15 protein-coding genes are annotated in these 18,834 nt (G+C 59.9%); 7 read left to right on the top strand and 8 right to left on the bottom strand.

Annotated features, from left to right (window positions below):
- Positions 1-46: 46 nt before the first annotated feature.
- Together HMPREF2779_RS05245 and HMPREF2779_RS05240 are read left to right on the top strand one after the other, a co-directional pair.
- Positions 47-1,477 carry a class I SAM-dependent methyltransferase gene (locus HMPREF2779_RS05245; protein WP_369825417.1) on the top strand — a complete coding sequence of 477 codons (1,431 nt, stop codon included), beginning with the start codon at positions 47-49 and terminating at the stop codon, positions 1,475-1,477.
- Positions 1,478-1,829: 352 nt separating this feature from the next.
- A complete protein-coding gene (locus HMPREF2779_RS05240) occupies positions 1,830-2,978 on the top strand; it encodes a glutamate--cysteine ligase (protein WP_105360990.1) in 1,149 nt (382 codons plus the stop codon).
- 167 nt (positions 2,979-3,145) lie between these two features.
- Here the strand turns inward: HMPREF2779_RS05240 and tsaD are convergent, their stop codons facing one another.
- The 5 genes from tsaD to alr form a co-directional block, all read right to left on the bottom strand.
- Positions 3,146-4,246 carry a tRNA (adenosine(37)-N6)-threonylcarbamoyltransferase complex transferase subunit TsaD gene (gene tsaD / locus HMPREF2779_RS05235; RefSeq protein WP_005508428.1) on the bottom strand — a complete coding sequence of 367 codons (1,101 nt, stop codon included), beginning with the start codon at positions 4,244-4,246 and terminating at the stop codon, positions 3,146-3,148.
- 160 nt (positions 4,247-4,406) lie between these two features.
- Positions 4,407-4,946, bottom strand: coding sequence for a ribosomal protein S18-alanine N-acetyltransferase (gene rimI, locus HMPREF2779_RS05230; protein WP_105360989.1), 540 nt, complete (start codon positions 4,944-4,946; stop codon positions 4,407-4,409).
- Positions 4,947-5,783 carry a tRNA (adenosine(37)-N6)-threonylcarbamoyltransferase complex dimerization subunit type 1 TsaB gene (gene tsaB / locus HMPREF2779_RS05225; RefSeq protein WP_105360988.1) on the bottom strand — a complete coding sequence of 279 codons (837 nt, stop codon included), beginning with the start codon at positions 5,781-5,783 and terminating at the stop codon, positions 4,947-4,949.
- A gap of 23 nt (positions 5,784-5,806) precedes the next feature.
- Positions 5,807-6,412 carry a tRNA (adenosine(37)-N6)-threonylcarbamoyltransferase complex ATPase subunit type 1 TsaE gene (gene tsaE / locus HMPREF2779_RS05220; protein ID WP_105360987.1) on the bottom strand — a complete coding sequence of 202 codons (606 nt, stop codon included), beginning with the start codon at positions 6,410-6,412 and terminating at the stop codon, positions 5,807-5,809.
- The gene (alr, locus tag HMPREF2779_RS05215) at positions 6,412-7,725 is read right to left on the bottom strand and encodes an alanine racemase (protein WP_105360986.1); all 1,314 of its coding nucleotides are present in this window, start codon (positions 7,723-7,725) and stop codon (positions 6,412-6,414) included. The genes tsaE and alr overlap by 1 nt, the downstream gene beginning before the upstream one ends.
- 144 nt (positions 7,726-7,869) lie before the next feature.
- Here alr and HMPREF2779_RS05210 point away from each other — a divergent pair, with 144 nt between their 5' ends.
- From HMPREF2779_RS05210 to HMPREF2779_RS05195, 3 genes are all read left to right on the top strand, one after another.
- The gene (locus HMPREF2779_RS05210) at positions 7,870-9,132 is read left to right on the top strand and encodes a glycosyltransferase (RefSeq protein WP_105360985.1); all 1,263 of its coding nucleotides are present in this window, start codon (positions 7,870-7,872) and stop codon (positions 9,130-9,132) included.
- A 28-nt stretch (positions 9,133-9,160) separates the two neighbouring features.
- Positions 9,161-9,943, top strand: a complete 783-nt coding sequence (locus HMPREF2779_RS05205; RefSeq protein ID WP_070685591.1) for a phosphatase — start codon at positions 9,161-9,163, stop codon at positions 9,941-9,943.
- A 501-nt stretch (positions 9,944-10,444) separates the two neighbouring features.
- The gene (locus HMPREF2779_RS05195) at positions 10,445-11,926 is read left to right on the top strand and encodes a sugar transferase (protein ID WP_070685593.1); all 1,482 of its coding nucleotides are present in this window, start codon (positions 10,445-10,447) and stop codon (positions 11,924-11,926) included.
- Positions 11,927-12,150: 224 nt separating this feature from the next.
- Here HMPREF2779_RS05195 and HMPREF2779_RS05190 read toward each other — a convergent pair whose 3' ends face one another.
- The 3 genes from HMPREF2779_RS05190 to glmS all read right to left on the bottom strand — a co-directional run bounded on the left by HMPREF2779_RS05190 (position 12,151) and on the right by glmS (position 16,407).
- Positions 12,151-13,737, bottom strand: a complete 1,587-nt coding sequence (locus tag HMPREF2779_RS05190; RefSeq protein ID WP_070685596.1) for a bifunctional ADP-dependent NAD(P)H-hydrate dehydratase/NAD(P)H-hydrate epimerase — start codon at positions 13,735-13,737, stop codon at positions 12,151-12,153.
- A 70-nt stretch (positions 13,738-13,807) separates the two neighbouring features.
- Entirely contained in the window at positions 13,808-14,245 is a 438-nt protein-coding gene (locus HMPREF2779_RS05185; protein ID WP_070642933.1) for a holo-ACP synthase, read from the bottom strand.
- A gap of 278 nt (positions 14,246-14,523) precedes the next feature.
- Positions 14,524-16,407 (bottom strand): glutamine--fructose-6-phosphate transaminase (isomerizing), encoded by a 1,884-nt coding sequence (gene glmS / locus HMPREF2779_RS05180; RefSeq protein ID WP_049346441.1) that lies wholly within the window; start codon positions 16,405-16,407, stop codon positions 14,524-14,526.
- Positions 16,408-16,592: 185 nt separating this feature from the next.
- Between glmS and coaA the strand changes: the two genes are divergently transcribed.
- Positions 16,593-17,549: a type I pantothenate kinase gene (gene coaA, locus HMPREF2779_RS05175; RefSeq protein WP_049349270.1), complete on the top strand. Its 957-nt coding sequence runs from the start codon at positions 16,593-16,595 to the stop codon at positions 17,547-17,549.
- Between the two features lie 162 nt (positions 17,550-17,711).
- Entirely contained in the window at positions 17,712-18,638 is a 927-nt protein-coding gene (locus HMPREF2779_RS05170) for a M15 family metallopeptidase (RefSeq protein WP_105360983.1), read from the top strand.
- Positions 18,639-18,834 lie beyond the last annotated feature (196 nt).

Below are 18,834 nucleotides of genomic sequence, written 5' to 3'. Positions count from 1 at the left end.
TCGGGCTCCTCACCTCTCAAAACCGGCACCCCGTAAAATGAGGAGCATGCCTATTCCCGCATCCCCTTTTACTCCCGCCGCCGAGCTTCCGTTCAGCCCCGAAGCGCTCGCGGCAGCCGACGAGCTCTACCCGCTGGGCTCGGATACGCTCAGCGCCGTCACTTCTTTGCGTTCGCGAGGTTTCAGCCCCGAGGAGTCTGCACAGATTATTTCGCTGGCGCAGGCTCGTACCCGTGCGCGCGCCAAATTCGGCGAACGCGCCCGCACGCTCATGCTGACTCAGGAGGCGGCGGAGCAGGCCACCCGCCCGGTGATTGCGCACTATCGTGCTCAGCGCCTGCGCCCGGTTGCCGGCACGGTGGCTGATTTGGGTTGCGGTATTGCCTCGGACTCTGCCGTATATGCGGCGGAGCGCGGTACCGTGGTTGCGGTGGAGCTGGACCCGTTGACGGCTTCTTTTGCGGCGAAGAACCTAGAGTTTTGCCCACAGGCGCGCGTGTATTCGGGGGATGTGACCGATTATGTGCACGGTGAACTTCTGGACGCTACCGGCGAGCCGGTGGGTATTGTTTGGATGGACCCGGCACGCCGCGAGTTGCGCGGCGCTAAGAAGGCTCAGACGGAGCGCCTTTTTGATCCGGAGGCGTTCTCTCCCCCGTTCTCGTTCGTGCTGAATCTGGCACGTACGGGCGTGCCTATGGGCGTGAAGTTGGGTCCCGGTTTTCCTCATGAGGGCATCCCCTCACCCGAAGATATTGCGTCGGAGGCAAACCCCAACCCGCGCATTGAGGCGGAGTGGATCCAGTCGGAGGGTTCGCTTGCCGAGTTGGTGCTCTGGTTTAACGCGCTGGCTCAGGAGGGGATGGCTCGCACGGCGACCTCGGTGCGTGAGCTACCTGCAGAAGAGGCTACCCCTAACGAAGGCACCGCCGAAACCAGCGCCCTGCTGCCGCCGTACGAGGCGGTGAGCTTCCGCAGCCCCCTGACGGCGGAAGAAGCGCAGCAAAGCGTTGACGTTCCGGTGTCCCTACCGCAGCCCGGTGATTACCTGTTGGAGCCTGCCCCGGCGATTGTGCGTTCGCATCTGGTCGCTGAGTTTGCGCAGAGTATTGGCGCGCATCTGCTGGATGAGCACCTGGCGTACCTGTGTTCTGCCGAGCCGGTGGAGCATCCGTTGGTTGCCTGCTACGAGGTGCTGGAGGAGATTCCCCTGCAGGAGAAGCAGCTGAAGCGTTGGGTGCGTGAGCAGGGCTTTACGGCACTGACGATTAAGAAGCGTGGCGTGGATATTGTTCCGGAGCAGTTGCGTGCGCGCCTGCTGGGTTCGGCGGGTTCTAAGCCTTCCAAGAAGAAAAAGAACGCTAATTCTTCTTCGGGCGCTCAGGAGTCCTCGTACCGTCCGGCAACGCTGGTCTTTACCCGCATCGGTTCGGGTAGGGATTCACGCCGCGTCGGCTGGCATGTGCGCCCGCTCTAACCTCACCAGCCCCGGCCACCCATCCCTGGCTACCCAGCACTGACGACCCAGACCCGACTGCCCAGACCCGAGGTCGGGTTACCGTTCGTGACGATTCATGACGTTTCCGTTCCGGATTCTGCACTCGACAGGGCACCGGGCACCGCAAGACCGTACACTAGATACGGTGCCCGATAAAGACGCTGTGCCGGATAAAGATACTATGCCTGATCAAAGATACGCGGCCTAGTAGAGGCACTCCCCCAAGGAGCCGGCTCTCACCGGCTAGCGCACAGCCGGGCAGAGCCCACCGATAATAACTTTCATAGTCGGCACCATGCACGACCCTATTTCCAGACGCAGGAAAGGCAATATGATCGACTTTGCTACCTCCCCGCAGTCCACTCTCGGCGTGGAATGGGAGATTGCGCTCATCGACCGTGAAAGCGGCGCACTGACCCAGCGCGCCAGCGAGGTGCTATCCATCCTGCGCGAGCGTCGCCCCGAATTGCTCGAACCCGCCTCCGACCGGGCGCACGTGACCGGCGAATTCCTGGAGAACACCGTCGAGGTGGTGACCGGCATCTGCCGCACCGTCGCTGAGGCGTGCCGTCAGCTGCAGGATTTGGCGGATACCCTGCGTGACATCACCGATGAGCTCGGCATTGAGTTCTACCCCGCCGGTACCCACCCCTTCTCCCACTGGGCTGACCAGCCGGTCGTGGCGAAGGAACGCTACCAGCGTGTGGTCGAGCGCGCCCAGTATTGGGGCCGCCACATGGTCATTTACGGTGTGCACGTGCACGTGGGCATTGGCTCCCGCGATAAGGTCCTGCCGCTCATTGACGCGCTGACCAACTACGGGCCGCACCTGCTGGCGCTTTCGTGCTCTTCCCCGTACTGGGATGGAGTCGACACCGGTTACGCTTCACACCGCACCCAGCTTTACCAGCAGCTGCCCACGAACGGTCTGCCCTTCCACTTTGATACCTGGGAGCAGTACAGCGACTACCTAGAGTCGCTCGTGGCAACCGACGTGATTAACGACCCGAGCGAGGACCGTTGGGATGTTCGCCCGGTTCCGCGTTACGGCACCATCGAGATGCGCTATTGCGATGGCCTCGCTTCCCTGCCGGATGTTGCGGCGCTCGTGGCGTTCACGCAGTGCCTGGTGGAGTACTTCTCCCGCCAGATTGAGGCGGGTGAAAGCGTTGAGGTGCTCGCCCCCTGGCACGCTCAGGAGAATAAGTGGCGCGTCGCCCGCTACGGCCTGGAAGCTAAGATCGTGGTCTCTAACGAGCCGGTACAGCGTACCCTACGTGAAGATTTTGAGCTGCTTTTGCCCAAGCTGGAGCCGGTGGCACGCGACCTTGACTGCGAGGTAGAGCTGGCGCAGGTACACCGCATCCTCACCGAGGGTACGGGTGCGGATCGTCAGCGTGCGGTCTTTGAGAAGACCGGTTCTCTGCGTGAGGTAGCGCTGGATGTTGCCGCGCAGTCTCGTGCGCGAGCGCTGCGTTAGAGCTGCTCCCCCGCCCCCGTAACTAAAGCTTGAATACAGAAAATGCCTCGGCGCAGTCCTTTGTGAGACTGCGCCGGGGCATTTCTATGAGTATTTTCGAGGCGAGCCGCATCAACGGGCTCGCGCTAATAATCCCTGCGGAAGTAACTATTTCAGAGGTAGCCTGTTTAGAAACAGACCGTGGTCACCGGCAGCGAGGAATCCGTCGTGAAGTCCACGCCCGAGGGCTCACGACCGGCAGCGACCAGGCGGGCGCCCAGCGCCGCAACCATCGCGCCGTTATCGGTGCACAGGGTGAACTTCGGGATAATCAGGCGCACACCCTCGGAGGCGCATCGGGCTGCAAGCAGCTCACGCAGACGCGAGTTAGCCGCCACGCCACCGCCGAGCAGCAGGGTCTTCATGCCCTGCTCGCGGCAGGCAAGCATCGCCTTCTTGGTGATGACGTCCACGACCGCCTCCTGGAAGGACGCGGCAATATCGGCAACCGGGACCTCTTCACCGGCTGCTTCAAAGCTTTCGATCACGCGCGCCACGGCGGTCTTCAGACCGGAGAAGGAGAAATCGTAGCGGTGCGCACCGGGCTCCTCGGCGGTGCCCATGAACTTGCGGTTCGACAGGCCGCGCGGGAACACGAAGGCGTTGCGGTTACCCTCGGCGGCGGCGCGGTCAATCGCGGGGCCGCCCGGGTAGTCCAGGCCGAGCAGTCGGGCGACCTTGTCGTAGGCCTCGCCGGCGGCGTCATCCAGGGTTGCGCCGAGCAGGCGCACATCGGAGGTAATGTCGCGCACCTGCAGGATTTCGGTATGACCGCCAGAGACCAGTAGCGCGCCCAGACCACCGGAACCGGCATTCGCCAGCAGGTCGGAGCCATCTTCGGTGCCGTTATCCTCCAGCAGGCCAACGCCAACGTGGGCGACCAGGTGGTTAATGCCGTAGAGGGGCTTGCCGGTGGCAATAGCGAGCGCCTTCGCCGCGGAGACACCGACCATGAGTGCGCCCGCCAGGCCGGGGCCGGCGGTGACGGCAATAGCATCCACCTGATCGAGGGTGATGTCCGCTTCGGCAAGTGCCGCCTTGAGGGCGGGGATCATGGCGTCCAGGTGAGCGCGGGAAGCGATTTCGGGGATCACGCCGCCGAAGCGCACGTGCTCTTCCATGGAGGAGGAGATGGTGTTGCTGAGCAGCTGTGCACCGCGCACAATGCCGATACCAGTCTCATCGCAGGAGGATTCGATGCCCAGAACGAGGGGTTCGCGAGTGCTCATAGTTCGTCTTTCTGTTGCGCTGTCTGCGCGTAGTGCTTCTAGTTGCAGTAATGGAAGGATGCTGTGGCGTAGGGATGCTGTGGCTTAGAGGGGCGGCGGCGTAGAGGGCAGCGGATACTCACCCCTATCGCATGGATTGCCGTTTAGCCCAACGGACTATTTAGAACGTGCATTCCATAATGATGGCATCGGTTCCATCATCGTAGTAGCCGCGGCGTACGTGAATCGCACGGTAGCCGTTACGTTCGTAGAGGCGCTGGGCGCGCGGGTTGTCGGCACGCACCTCCAGCAGGATGCGCTCGGCACCCTGCTCGCGGGCACGCTCGTGCATCTGCTCAAGCATGGCGCGACCGAAGCCGTGCCCCTCGTACTCGGGGATCACGCCGATGGTTTGAACGTCGGCAGTGTCGGCTACGACCATGGTTCCGCAGTAGCCGATAGCGCGCCAGCCGCTCTCATTATCTTCGGAGCCTTCTGCGGGCAATTCGAGCATGTAGTAGGTGCGGGTCGGGTGGGTCAGCTCTTCGAGGAACATGTCGATGTGCCAGGCGTCGGCGGGAAACAGGGCGGTTTCCATGCGGTGCATGGCCTGCACGTCGGCAAGTTCGGCAACGCGCAGGCGGGCGCCCAGTGCCAGGTTACTCAGTGCCAGGTTATTCAATGCCAGGTCGTCTCGCACGATATTGTCGGTAGCGCTCATTTATCTCTCCTTCTGCACGGCAGCCTGTGCAGCAGCCTGCGCGACCTGCTTCTGCTGGCGGGCGAGCATTGCGGCGGGGACCTTTGCGTCTGAGTCGCGCAGGTACTGGGCGGAGGTGTCCTCGCTCAGGTTCTCTACGCCCAGGCGTGCCGCGGCGGCAACCAGGTACTCGGCGTGGGGGTGAACCTGACGGGCAGAATCGACGATGGTCCAGCCGTGCTCTTCGAGAGTTTCGGAGTACAGGCCAGCACCGTAGCCGTAGGCGTAGGAGGGAGCCCCACCGGGCAGAATTTCGGAGGCGGGGCATACGTTCGGGCCGTCCACCAGGCTGTAGCCTTCGGCGTTCACGCGGTAGCGGGCGGAGTAGACTTCGCGGCGGCGCGCGTCGGAGAGTGCAAGCAGCTCAGCACCTTCTACAAGCTCAGCACCTTCAGCAGAGGCGAACGCTCGTTCTGCGCTCTCTTCCCCGGCGGCTGCGCCAGCTTCACCGGTAGCCGCGCCAGACACAGCACGCTCAGCCAGCGCGGTCAGGCTCATCATGCCGTACACCGGCACCGACCAGGCAAAACCCAGAGCGCGCGCAGTAACGATACCGGCACGCAGACCCGTAAAAGGTCCCGGGCCGGTACCGGTCAGAATCGCATCCAAATCTTCGCCGCGCACGCCAGCGTCCTGCAGGGCCGCCTGCGCGTAGGGGCCCATCACCTCGGCGTGGGAGCGGGTATCTTCACTCTCGTAGCGGGCGAGGATTTCGAAGGACGCACCGGCTTCGGAGCCGTGCACACGGGCGAGCGCCACAGATGCGGTGGCGGATGAATCAAGGGCAAGTACTAGCACCCTATCATTCTAACGCGCGGGCTCTAGGCGCTCTGCAGGGCCTCTTTCAGTGCGTCAAAAGCGTGCTCCCAGCGGGGGCCGAAGGCACGCACCCGCAGCAGGCGAGGTTCGGGGGTGTCCGCTTCCTCGTCGCTTTCGTCCTCGTCTTCGTCGTCCCAGCTGAACTCTTCGGCACCCGAGTAGGCGAAGCGCGCATCCGCGCCAGTCAGTCGGGTGAAGTCCAGCTCCAGGCGGGAATCGCTCAGGTGCTCAGCCTTATCGCGGCCCCACTCAATGACGGTCACAGAGCGCGGCAGAGAGAACTCCAGATCCAGGTCGTCGAGCTCTTCGGCGCTGGAGAGGCGGTAGGCGTCCACGTGCACCAGGTCGGGGCCGCCGGGGCGGGGGCCGTCCGGCAGGTTCGGGTGCACGCGCGAGAGCACGAAGGTCGGCGAGATAACGCCTTCGCGCACCCCCAGGCCTTCACCCAGGGAGCGGGTGAACGTGGTCTTGCCCGCGCCGAGCTCGCCCGAGAGCAACAGTACGTCCCCGGCGTTCAAGCGCTGCGCCAGGGTGAGCGCCAGGCGGCGGGTATGGTCGGGGCCGGTCACATCCAGGTCGAGGGCGGCAGAAATGTACTCGACGCTCATTAGCCCTCCTGCTCCTGCCCGGTGCCCCACAGCTCGTTCAGTTCAGCTTCAACCCAGGAGCCGCCAACGTAGAGGCGCTCCACGCGGGACGAAATGCGGGTCACGATTTCGTAGTTAATGGTCTGCGCGGCATCCGCCCACTCTTCCACGGGCGGGTTCTCACCGGCACCAAAAAGGATGGCGGGCGCCCCCAGGTAACCCAGGGCGGGGTTGCTCAGGCCGGGTTCACCCAGGTCAACGACCATCTGGTCCATGGCAACGCGACCGACCACGCGGTAGGTCTTACCCTCCGCACTATTAGGCACGAAGCCGTTCTCCACGTTCTGCTCGCCCGGGTAGATGCGTACCGGCGCATTCTCCGCAATGCGCGGCACGCCGTCAGCGTAGCCGAGCGGTACCAGCGCCAGGGTGGTCGGTTTTTTGGTGTGGTAGCGCAAACCGTAGGAAACACCCTGACCTGCAGGAACTTCCTTCACGGCGGCAATGTAGCTACCCACCGTCATGACGGGCTTCAGGCCCAGGTCCTCAGCGGTGACCTCCGGCAACGGGGAAAGACCGTACAGCGCAAGGCCGCAACGCACGCCGTCACCGAGCAGACGCGCCTCCGTATCCCAGCCCTCCAGCGAGGCGGTCAGGGTCGCCGGAGAGTTCGCCAGATGCACCATCTTCGGATCCAGGCCGGCCTCACGAGCCTGAGCCACAAAAGTATCCAGGGTGTCGAGCTGCTGTGCAGTCTCGGCGCGGGTCGGCTCATCCGCAACCGCCAGGTGGCTAAAAATACCCTCAACCGTAATCAGTCCAGACTCCTCCAGGGAGGCAGCGCGAGCCACCAGCGCAGGCCAATCCGCAGCGGTGGCACCGTTACGGCCCAGACCGGTATCAGCCTTCAGATGCACGATAGCGCGCTCACCGGTGCGTTCAGCGGCGGCGGCTACCGCCTCCAGGTCCCAACCGGAAACACCCAGACGGATCTTCTCCTGCAGCGCCGCCTCAAAATCGGTGGAGGGAGTGTGCAGCCACGCCATGAGCGGCGCCTCAATACCGTCAGCACGCAGTTCCAGCGCCTCGTTCACGTGCACCACACCCAGCAGGTCAGCACCGGCGGCAATAGCCGAACGTGCCACCGGGTACGCGCCGTGACCGTACGCGTCCGCCTTAATCACTGCAATGAGCGCACGGTCGCCAATAAGTTCCTTGAGGCGGCGCACATTATGTTCTAGCGCATCAAGGTCAATGGTGGCGCTTCGCTCTGCCTCTGCTGGGGTGCAGGGCGGGCAGTAGAGCGGTTCGGCAGGCTGCTGAGGGTGAGTCATGGTCCTTCACGGTCCTTCTGACGGGCGGGTACTACAGGCTGTGCTTGGGCAGCCTCTCTTCTACTAAATTCTAGACCTCCCGGTGTGCGAAAGTCCTGTCGCGCTACACTAGGTCAGGTACACCTTCGAGAGAGGAAAGCATCGATGAGCACTCTGCCGCCGGTTCGGACGGTTCACGTGTATTCCATGCACACCGACCCTTTTGCGCAGCCCGGTAGCGGAGATGCAGGCGGCATGAACGTCTATATTGCCCGGTCGGTGCACGCCATGCTGGAGCTCGATCCCGAGCTGCGGGTTGAGGTTTTCACGCTGGACCGCGGTGAAGCACTTCCGGCTGATTCGCCGTTCCGTCAGCTTCCTCAGTCCGGCGAGCGCATTGTGCGCCACAGCCTTGATCTTCCGTCTGCTCGTGGTCTTTCGAAGAATGAGTTGGCTACGGTCACCGATGATTTTGCGCGGGCGTGCGTAGAGCAGGCACTGTACACCCCGGATATTATTCACGCCCACTATTGGCTGTCTGGTCAGGCTGCGGCTCGCGCATCCCAACTGTGGTCGACTCAGGGCGCTGTCTTCCCGGTTCCCGTTCTTTTCACTCCGCATACGACGGCTGCCGCCAAGGATGCGCGCCGCGGCGAAGGTGAAGCACCCGAGCCTGAGGAACGCTACCGCGCCGAGCGTCTGATGAGTAGCTCCGCGAGCCGGGTGATTGTGAATACTCCCCTGGAGGCGCAGCAGATGGGCGAGTACTACGGTACGGACGCGCAGAAGCTTGCCATTATCCCGCCGGGTGTTGACACCTCGATTTTCCATACGATTCCTGGCGTGCATCCGCTCAATGACACCTCGGAGACTCGTTGCCGCATTGTGTTTGCCGGTAGGCCTCAGCCTTTGAAGGGCCCGCATCTGCTGGTGGAGGCGCTCGCGCTGCTCCCCGATGATTTGCAGGTGGATGTGGACATTATTGGTCGTTCCGATTCGGATTATGAGCGCCGCCTGTTGCAGCGTGCAGCTGAGCTGGGCGTGGCAGATCGAGTCCATTTGAAGGACCCGGTTCCCGCCTCTGAGTTGGCGAATATTTTCCGTGCCGCCGATATTGTGGCGTCCCCATCGTCGTCTGAGACCTTCGGGTTGGTGGCTCTGGAGGCGCAGGCGTGCGGCGCGGCGGTGCTCGCTACGGATGCTGACGGTCTGCGCTTTGCGGTGGAGAACCACCGTACGGGCCTGCTGGTGGCGCCGCGCACCCCAGAACGTTGGGCTGCGGCTATTGAGCGTCTGGTGCGTGCCCCGTATCTGCGTCATTCGTTGGGTTCGAACGCCGCGGCGCGTGCCCGCACGATGGGTTGGGATCAGACAGCGCGCCGAACCCTTGAAGCTTATGCCGAGGTACGTGAGGGTATCTCGCAGTAATGTATTTTTCACGTTGTGAGGAGTTTTAATGTCTTTCTCGATGAGCCGCGATGAGTTCGCCGCGTACCTGGATTCTGTGCGTATTACCGGCGAGGTGGCAACCGCCCGAGAGAATAACCTGGACCATATTCAGGGTTTCCTGGATGGTAATGAGCACCTTGAGTTTGGCGTGCAGTGGACCCGCGAGTGGGATTACGATTCGGTGTTTGAGGTGATGGTCCGCCGCGCGGGTCTGAACCCGGACCGTTCGCATACTCACGGTCAGGACACCATTGGTGCCGAGCAGTGCATCAGCGCACTGGAGGAGTACGCCCGCATCTTTGGCGAAGCGGTGCGTGCGGGTTCTCGTATTCTGTTTGCGACCGGTCACCCGGCGGGTCTGTTCCCCATGTATGCGGTAATGGCTGCGGCGGCGAAGGCTGCCGGTGCTGAGGTTCTTCAGATTGAGGAGGGCGAGCGCTTCCTGGACGGCGATGTCCGCCAGATTATGGATGTCGTGATGTTTGAGCAGTATGGTAATCTGCAACATACGCATTTCCCTGGCCCGATGCGCATCGCGCTGGATCAGTTGAAGGCGCGCGGTGTGACTCCGGATCTGGTGGTTTCGGATCACGGTATGGCTGGTTATGCTTCTTCGACCTGTAAGTTGCTGACAATTGGTATTGCGGATTGTAATGATCCGGGTCTGTTTGTGGCGGCTGAGCAGGGAGACCTGCCGGTGTGCGTGCCGATGGACGATAACGTTCCGCCGCGTCGTTATGAGCCGATGATTGATTTCATTTTGGATCGTGCGGGGCTTGAGCGTCCTTAACGTCTCTTGTGCACCCTGCGTTTAGGGTGTGGGGTCTTTGGGGTTTGTCTTTTATCTGTCGGTTATTGTTTTCCTGCAAGTGCGTGAAACATACTGCTGGTTTTGGGGTTTCTTAGCTCCACTAGGTATTCTTCCCGAAGGCCCTTTTTTCCTTCTTTGTCTGTGATTGATTTCATCACACCCAAGAGGCTTTGTGCCTTCATTCTTCGCGCCACAAGACCCCCGACCCCGTAGAATAGTTTACGGAACACGTTTATGCGCTCTTTAGCTTCATATAGCGTTCCATTAGGCGCCTTACCAGCGCCTTTACCGTAGTTTCTGCCACTATTCACTCAGCAAGATTACTGGTTCACTCATTCATTCAGAACACTGACTAGGATACGATTCCCTATTCACCGATAATTAGGGGTAAATGTGCCTATTCGCCGCTCTCAGTCCACGACACAGGACAAATTTCCGGGGAAGATTACACCGTTGAAAGTACAAGATCGTCTTAAAAAAATGTGGGGTTCAGACTTCGTCGTCAGGCGAAGCTGGCATCCCAAGGTTCAGCGAGCCCTTTACTTTGGCGATTTTCTCGCCATTGCTATTGCGGTTATCGCTGCGCATCTAATTCGTTTCGGGTGGGAGAATGCTGGCCTGCCCTATGTGAACGTTTGGCCTATTAACGCCCTGGATGGCCGTATTCCCGCTATTGATTACATCTTCCTGGGCGTTGGTATGGTCGTCGGCTGGTGGTTTATCCTCCAGGTGAACGGCTCCCGCAGCCTGCGCATCATGGGGTTCGGCAACGAGGAGTACCGTCTCATTACTCGCGGCACTACTTACTTTTTCTGTCTGCTGATTATTGTGGCGTTCTTCCTCAAGATTGACGTCACCCGCATGTACCTGCTGATTGCATACCCGCTGGGTCTGTTCCTTCTGCTCGTTGAGCGTTGGCTGATTCGTCAGGGTCTGGTGCGTTCGCGTTCTCGCGGTCGTGCGTTGACTCGCGTCATGATTATTTCTGATGTGACGACCGGTCAGCACCTGTACAAGAACCTGGAGGGTGTGGTTGCTTCCGGACTGTCCCCCGCTGCGTTCTATCTGCCCGGTTTCACCCCGGGTACCACTGTTGCTGGCGCACCGATTCCGGTGCTTGGTTACAGCACTTCTCCGGCTGACATTATGGAAGCTATCCGCGAGAACGACATCCATATGGTCGCTGTTACGGATGGTCACCACTTGAGCCCGGATCAGGTTCGCCTGCTGGGTTGGAAGCTTGCTGACGCGCATATTTCGCTGATTATGGCTCCTGCGACAACCGATATTGCTGGTCCGCGTATGCACATGCAGCCGCTGAATGGTCTGCCGCTGGTGCACGTGTCCACGCCGCGTATTACCGGTCTGTCTGCGTTCTTCAAGCGCACTGTGGATGTTGTGTCTTCGGGTCTGGGTTTGATTCTGCTGTCTCCGCTGTTCCTGGTGGTGGCGCTGCTGGTCAAGCGTGATGGCGGTCCGGTCTTCTTCCTGCAGAACCGCGTGGGTCTGAACGGTGAAATGTTCAAGATGGTGAAGTTCCGTTCGATGCGTACTGATGCCGAAGAGGTTAAGAAGCGCCTCATGGAGCAGAACGAGGGTAATGGCGTGCTCTTCAAGATGAAGGACGACCCGCGTATTACCCCCATTGGCAAGTTCATCCGTAAGTACTCGATTGATGAGTTGCCTCAGCTGTGGAACGTGTTCATTGGCGATATGTCGCTGGTGGGTCCGCGTCCTCCGCTGGTTGAGGAAGTTGAGCAGTACGAGGATATTGCGTACCGCCGCTTGCTGGTGAAGCCCGGTATTACCGGTCTGTGGCAGGTTTCGGGCCGTAGTGACCTTTCTTGGGAAGAATCGGTTCGTCTGGATCTTTACTATGTTGAGAACTGGTCGCTTACCGGTGACCTCATTATTCTTCTGCGTACTGTCCGTGCGGTTTTCGCTAAGGAAGGCGCGTACTAAGAAGAGTCGGGGGTCTCCCGCTGGTATGTATGCCGTTTTTGAAGACGCTGTTCCGGCACAGGCAGCTTGGCATCATCCATTGATATAAAACGCACAGAAGGGGTGTGAATCCATTTCCGGTGGATTCACGCCCCTTCTGTGTGCCTTCTGCCTAGTTCTTTGAGAGACGCTCAGGGGTCTCCTGAGAGCGTTAGATTGGAGGCGGCGTACTGGGCGCCTCTGCCCTATTCGGCGATGAGTCGCGCAATGACTTCGGGGAGCATCTCCGCGACGCGGGTTGTCGGGGCGGGTCCCAGCAGCGCGTCCTTGACGCTTCCGGTGGCACTGGCACGTGCGGCTTCACCGTGCAGGTAGACTGCGAGCGCACCGATAGAGGCGTAGGTGCAGTCTTCCAGCGTTTCTCTGCGGGCTTCGAAGGCGGCTACGGTCTGGGCGAGCAGGGCGCCGTAGATGCCGGTGAGGGTGTCTCCGCTGCCTGCGGTGGCGAGCCAGGGGCTTCCTCCGGCAACGCTGTAGGTGGCGCCGTTGGGTGCCGCAATGAGCGTGTAACCGCCCTTGAGCATGACAGTGGCGCCAGAGAGTTCGGAGGCGGCACGCACCCAGCGGAAGGGCTCTGCGTCAATGTCCTTGCGGCTGGGTACGATGGCTTCGCCCAGGTGCTTCTTCCAGGTTTCGGGGGCGAGCTCGTGTACGACGCGCAAGAATCGTTCGAGTTCTGCCGCGTGCGGGGTGAGGATTTTGTGTGATCCGAGGTGCTTACCGGTTGCCATATATTCTGCCGCCAGGTCGCAGGCACCGGCGTCGAGGATTGCGGGCTCGGGCGAGTGGAGCAGGTAGCGGTTCTTGTCCAGCGAGTCGTAGCTGGATCCGGAGCCGCCGGCCCACACGGTGACCCTCTGCAGAGCGGGTGCGCCGCTGAAGTAGACGGTTTCGGGGTTGTGGGCAATCATGAGCTGGCGGAGCTCATGGGAGTTAGCGCCGAAGCGAACCATGCCAACGCCGGTGTTGAGGGCTGCGCGCACACTCATGAGGGCTGCGCCGGGGTATTCGAGGCTTCCGGTGAGCATGCCCAGTACGCCGCGGGTGTACTTGTGGGAGTGCTCGTCGGGTACCTCGATGAGTTCGCGGTAGTCTTCGCGGTCGAGGACGCGCAGGGCGGGCTTGTGGGAGTTGAGGGCTTCGGGAACGCCCAGGTCGTAGAGTTTGATGTCTCCGGAGTGGACGCTGTGGCAGGTGCCTGCTGGTAGCTTGTGGCCGATGAAGGTGACGGTGCGGTCGGCGCGCAGGGAGGGTTCGTGCACGGTTCCGCGGTTGTTGTCGACTCCGGAGGGGGTGTCCACTGCGAGGACTGCGCCGAGCTTACCGTCGAGCTGCACTGCACGGAGTACGCCCAGGTATTCGCCGGCGCCACCGCGTACGGCGCCGCTGGAGCCGGTACCGAGGATGCCGTCAATGGTCAGGTCGTAGCCGGTAAGGTGTTCGAGGGTGTGTTCGGGGTCGAGTACGCGGGTGCCTTCGCCGCCTTCGCGGGCAATGAGTTCGAGGTTCTTTTCGCTGGGGTCGAAGATGACTGCGTCAACGCGGTGGCCCTTGGCGCTGAGGCGGGCGCCGGCGTAGATGGTGTCTGCGCCGTTGTTGCCCGGGCCGATGAGGAGCAGGATTTTGGCGTTTTCTGTGCCGTGGAGCAAATCCTGCGCTTCGGCTGCGACGGCATCTGCGGCGCGTTGCATGAGGTATCCGTCGTAGTCGGCGGCTTCGATGTAGGGCTTTTCTGCTTCGCGTACCTGGGAAGCAGTGTAGATGAGCTTCATTGCTGTCTCCTTGGGTGGCACCGTGCGGGCCTTAGGGGTCGCCTGATTGTGGTGTTGGTGTGACTCTGCGTTAGTCGTCGGTGTCATCACCGGCGATGACGCTGAGCCGGTAGCTTTCGGGGTTGAACTTTTGCAGGTGCGCCAGTTCTGCGTCGCTGAGGTATTCGGCGGTTGCGATGGCGATAGCTATGGGTTCGTCGTGGGTCAGCGAGAGGTGGATGCGGTTGATGCCGAGTTCTTTGGCTCGGCGGGCGATGGTGCCCTGAATGATGAGGTAGGGCTGGCCGCTTTCGGCGGTGGCGACTTCGCAGTCTTGCCAGTTGAGTCCGGCGGGTGCTCCGAGTACTTTTGCGACGGCTTCTTTGGCGGCAAATCGTACGGCTTGGGAGCGTACGTTCCGGGTGCGTTCGTTGGGGGTGAAGACGCGGCGGACGAAGGCGGGTGTTTCGGTGACGATTCGTTCGAATCGTTCAATGTTGACGGTATCTACGCCGATTCCCATGATCATGAGCTTCACCTTTTACGGTATGGGTGGTGACCGCGTCCTGTTTGCGGTTTCTCTTGTTTTAAGTCTAGCGAGATTCGTTTCTTTTAGGTAGGATAGCGTCAAATATGACGCATGGTTGATGTCTGTTTCACAGCGTCTGTTTTTGTTGGTTCATCCATGAATAACCGCCCGATTAAACGACAAGGGCGGTGGTTGAGTTCTCTAAGAACTCAACCACCGCCCTTTCGTTATCGCTGAGGCGATTTCCGAGGATTACGCCAGAGGATTACCCTAGAGAATTACTCCACGGTCACGGACTTTGCGAGGTTACGCGGCTGGTCAACGTCCAGGCCCTTAGCTTCTGCCAGTGCGCATGCGAAAATCTGCAGGGGCACGGTTGCCAGCAGGGGCTGCAGCAGCGAGGGGCATGCCGGGACGGTGATGAGGCGGTCTGCGTAGGGCTTGACGGCCTCGTCGCCTTCCTCGGCGATGACGATGGTGAAGGCACCGCGAGCGCGCACTTCCTGGATGTTGGAGACGACCTTGCCGTGCAGGGAGTCGCGACCGTTTGCGGAGGGAACCACTACGATGACCGGCTGGCCTTCATCGATCAGTGCGATGGGGCCGTGCTTGAGCTCGCCTGCTGCGAAGCCTTCAGCGTGGATGTAGGTGATTTCCTTGAGCTTGAGTGCGCCTTCCATTGCGACGGGGAAGCCCACGTGGCGGCCGAGGAAGATCACGGAGGAGGCATCCTTCATTTCGACGCCCAGTTCCTTGACCTGGGTGTCGTTGTCGATGACCTTCTGGATCTTTGCGGGCATGTTCTGCAGCTCGGCGAGGATCGAAGCAATTTCGTCCTTGTACTTGTTGCCGCGCAGCTGTGCCAGGTACAGGCCGAGCAGGTATGCTGCGGTGATCTGTGCCAGGAATGCCTTGGTGGATGCCACTGCGATTTCGGGGCCTGCGTGAGTGTACAGGGCAGCGTCGGATTCGCGGGGCAGGGTCGAGCCGTGGGTGTTGCAGATGGAGATAACCTTTGCGCCCTGTTCGCGTGCGTGGCGCACTGCCATCAGGGTGTCCATGGTTTCGCCGGACTGCGAGAGTGCCACGATGAGGGTCTTCTCGTTCACGATGGGGTCGCGGTAGCGGAACTCGTGTGCGAGCTCAACCTCGGTGGGGATGCGGCACCAGTGCTCGATGGCGTAGCGTGCCACCTGGCCTGCGTATGCTGCGGTACCACATGCGACGACGATGATCTTGTCGATGCTGCGCAGCACCGAGTCGTCAATGTTCAGTTCGTCGAGGGTGAGGTTGCCGTTTTCGTCGAGGCGGCCCATGAGGGTCTGCTCGACGGCTGCGGGCTGCTCGTGGATTTCCTTCTCCATGAAGGAGTTGAAGCCGCCCTTTTCAGCTGCTGCTGCGTCCCATTCGATGTGGAAGGGCTTGCCCTCTGCGGGGTTACCTTCGAAGTCAATGATGGAGTAGTCGGTGCCGGTGATGGTCACGATCTGGTCCTGACCCATTTCGACGGCTTCCTTGGTGTAGTCAATGAACGCGGAGACGTCAGAGCCGAGGAAGTTCTCGTTCTCGCCCAGGCCGATGACCAGCGGGGAGTTGCGGCGGGTTGCCACGACGCGGTCCGGGTGGTCGGCGTGGATAGCCAGGATGGTGAATGCACCTTCGAGGCGGTTGGATGCGACGCGTACTGCCTCGGTGAGGTCACCGGTACCGAGCTTGTTGTAGATGCTTGCGATGGTTGCTGCAGCTACCTCGGTGTCGGTCTGAGATGCGAACTCTACGCCTTCGGCGAGCAGTTCGGCACGCAGTTCTGCGAAGTTTTCGATAATACCGTTGTGTACGACGGCGAGGCGGCCGTTGTCGACAACGTGGGGGTGAGCGTTGTTGTCGGTGGGTCCACCGTGGGTTGCCCAACGGGTGTGACCGATACCAATCTGGGAGTCCGGCAGGGGGTGTTCCTTGACCTCGTTTTCAAGGTTCAGGAGCTTACCTGCCTTCTTACGGAATACGATACCGTCGGGGCACACGAGTGCCACGCCAGCAGAGTCATAGCCGCGGTATTCCTGGCGGCGCAGACCTTCGAGGACCACATCGTATGCGTTGTGGTCAAACTTGTTACCGTCCGGAGCAGTGTCCAGACCTACATATCCTACGATTCCACACATGCTATAAGTTTATCCCACAAGTATCCGAATATGCGCACGGTGAAATACCGTTATACGTCACGTATATCGTGGCTTTCCTAGCTTTATTGGTTGTTGTCCTTTTCTTCTCATACATTTCTTTTCTTCAAACAAACCGTGAGGGTGGGTATTTTCCCCGCGGGCTGAAAGTTCGTACACTTAGATAAATGAGCACCGCACCGTATTTTTCTGGCGATGACCGCTTCATGCATCTTGACCGTTCCCGTTGGTCGCACCTAGCCGATGAGATTTCTGTTCCCCTCAGTGCTGAGGAAATTGAGTCTCTTCGTGGTCTGGGTGAAACTGTCGACCTTGAAGAGGTGCAGCGTATTTATCTACCGGTTTCTCGTCTCCTGAATCTGTATGTGACTGCTGCTTCTTCGTTGAACCATATGACGAATGATTTTCTGCATGTGTCTCAGCGCCGCGTCCCGTTCATTATTGGTGTGGCAGGTTCTGTTGCTGTGGGTAAGTCGACGACGGCACGTATTTTGCAGGCTCTTTTGAGTCGCTGGCCTTCGACTCCGAAGGTTCAGTTGGTGACTACGGATGGTTTCTTGTACCCGAATGCTGAGCTTCAGCGTCGCGGCATTATGCACCGTAAGGGTTTCCCGGAGTCTTATGATCGCCGTGCCCTGTTGAATTTTGTGTCGCAGGTGAAGTCTGGCGCTGAGCGTGTGGTGGCGCCGAAGTATTCACATCTGTATTACGACATCATGCCGGATGAGCATATTGAGGTCACCGCACCGGATGTTCTGATTCTTGAGGGGTTGAATGTTTTGGCACCTTCTCAGGCTGAGGGCCCGGAGACTTCTGATCTGACGCTGAGCGATTTCTTTGATTTCTCTATTTATGTGGATGCCCGCACTGAGGATATTGAGCGCTGGTATGTGAATCGTTTCTTGACTCTGCGTTCTTCGGCTTTTGCGAACCCGGAGTCGTATTTCAAGCGTTATGCGGAGCTAAGCGATGAGCAGGCGGTTGAGGTGGCGACCGGCATTTGGAAGAGCGTGAATGAGCCGAATCTATTGCAGAATATTTTGCCGACTCGTGCTCGTGCGCATTTGATTCTTCAGAAGGGCGCCGAGCATACCGTGGAGCAGGTTCTTCTGCGTAAGAACTAGATGTTCTTTAGGTTTTTATTGTTTGTGTGCGGCTTTTAGTTGCCCGGGTAGCGCGTTTGTGGTGCATTCTAGTAGAGGGCGCCGGAGGCTCCACTCCCTCGCGGGGTAGGTTTAGGCTTCCGGCGCTTTTTGTTTGCATCTACGCCATGATGAGGAGTTATTGTGAAGTCCCTGCACCGTACGTCTACCGCTCAGGAGTCTCTTAATAGTTCTGCGGTGAACCGACGCACTCTCTTAGGTGCCGCTTTGGGGGTTGGCAGTACCGCGTTGTTGGCGGCTTGTGGTTCGCAGGGTGGTTCACAGGGTCAGGGTGCCTCCTCTTCATCTTCAGCAGCGAGCGCTTCTGCTTCTGAGTCTGCGACGGCTTCAGCGGCTTCTTCTAGTGTCTCTTCCACTGCGGCAGCCTCTTCTGCCACGCCCTCCCCTGATGCTTCTGCGACCGGTGCTTCTGCCAGCACTTCGGCTTCTGCGAGCGCGTCTTCTTCCCCGTTGGCTCTTGCTCAGCCGAGTGTTGAGTCTCAGCCGGACTCGTTGCGTTGCCTCGTGAATAAGATGCGCCCTTTTGCTCAGCAGGATTGGGAGCCGAGCGACCTGGTGGAGTTCTACGGTCATCAATTGCGCGCGGAGGCGGCTAAGGCGGCGGATACGATGATTGATGCGGCGGCAACCGACGGCGTGACTCTGCTTGTTTCTAGCGCGTATCGTTCGTATGCGGTGCAGCAGCAGACCTATCAGTATTGGGTTTCGGTGAACGGTCAGCAGGTGGCGGATCAGTTGTCGGCTCGTCCCGGCTATTCGGAGCATCAGACTGGTTTGGCGATTGATTTTGCTTCTCCTGAGGGTTGCCGATTGGAGGAGTGTTACCGCGATACGCTGGCTGGTCAGTGGCTGGCGAAGAATGCTCCGCGTTACGGATATATTTTGCGCTTCCCTGACGGTCGTCAGTCGGTGACCGGTTATCGTTTTGAGCCGTGGCATTACCGTTATGTGGGTGTGCAGATTGCTCAGGAGTATGTGTCTTCGGGTGCGAAGACTTTTGAGGAGTTTATCGGTACGGGGGCGGCACCCGATTATGCAAGTGCGAACTAGGCTCTGGGCTAAGCTTTCAGCTTTGGCCGGTGCGCCAAGTGGTGATGTGCATCGTATTTCTGGCTTCCGTGTCAGAAATAAATAGGCACAGTAGATGCATATTTTTTCGCGTACACGCCGCGTAAATCCGCGATTTTTCGCAGGTTTCAGAGATTTTTACTCACCTTTATGTGACCTAGACCTTAAGTATTGGGTA

The sequence above is a fragment of the Rothia sp. HMSC069C03 genome (assembly GCF_001811075.1).
Taxonomy (GTDB): domain Bacteria; phylum Actinomycetota; class Actinomycetes; order Actinomycetales; family Micrococcaceae; genus Rothia; species Rothia mucilaginosa.
The sequence above is the reverse complement of the archived record's forward strand: the minus strand, read 5'-3'. Positions and strand labels throughout refer to the sequence as shown.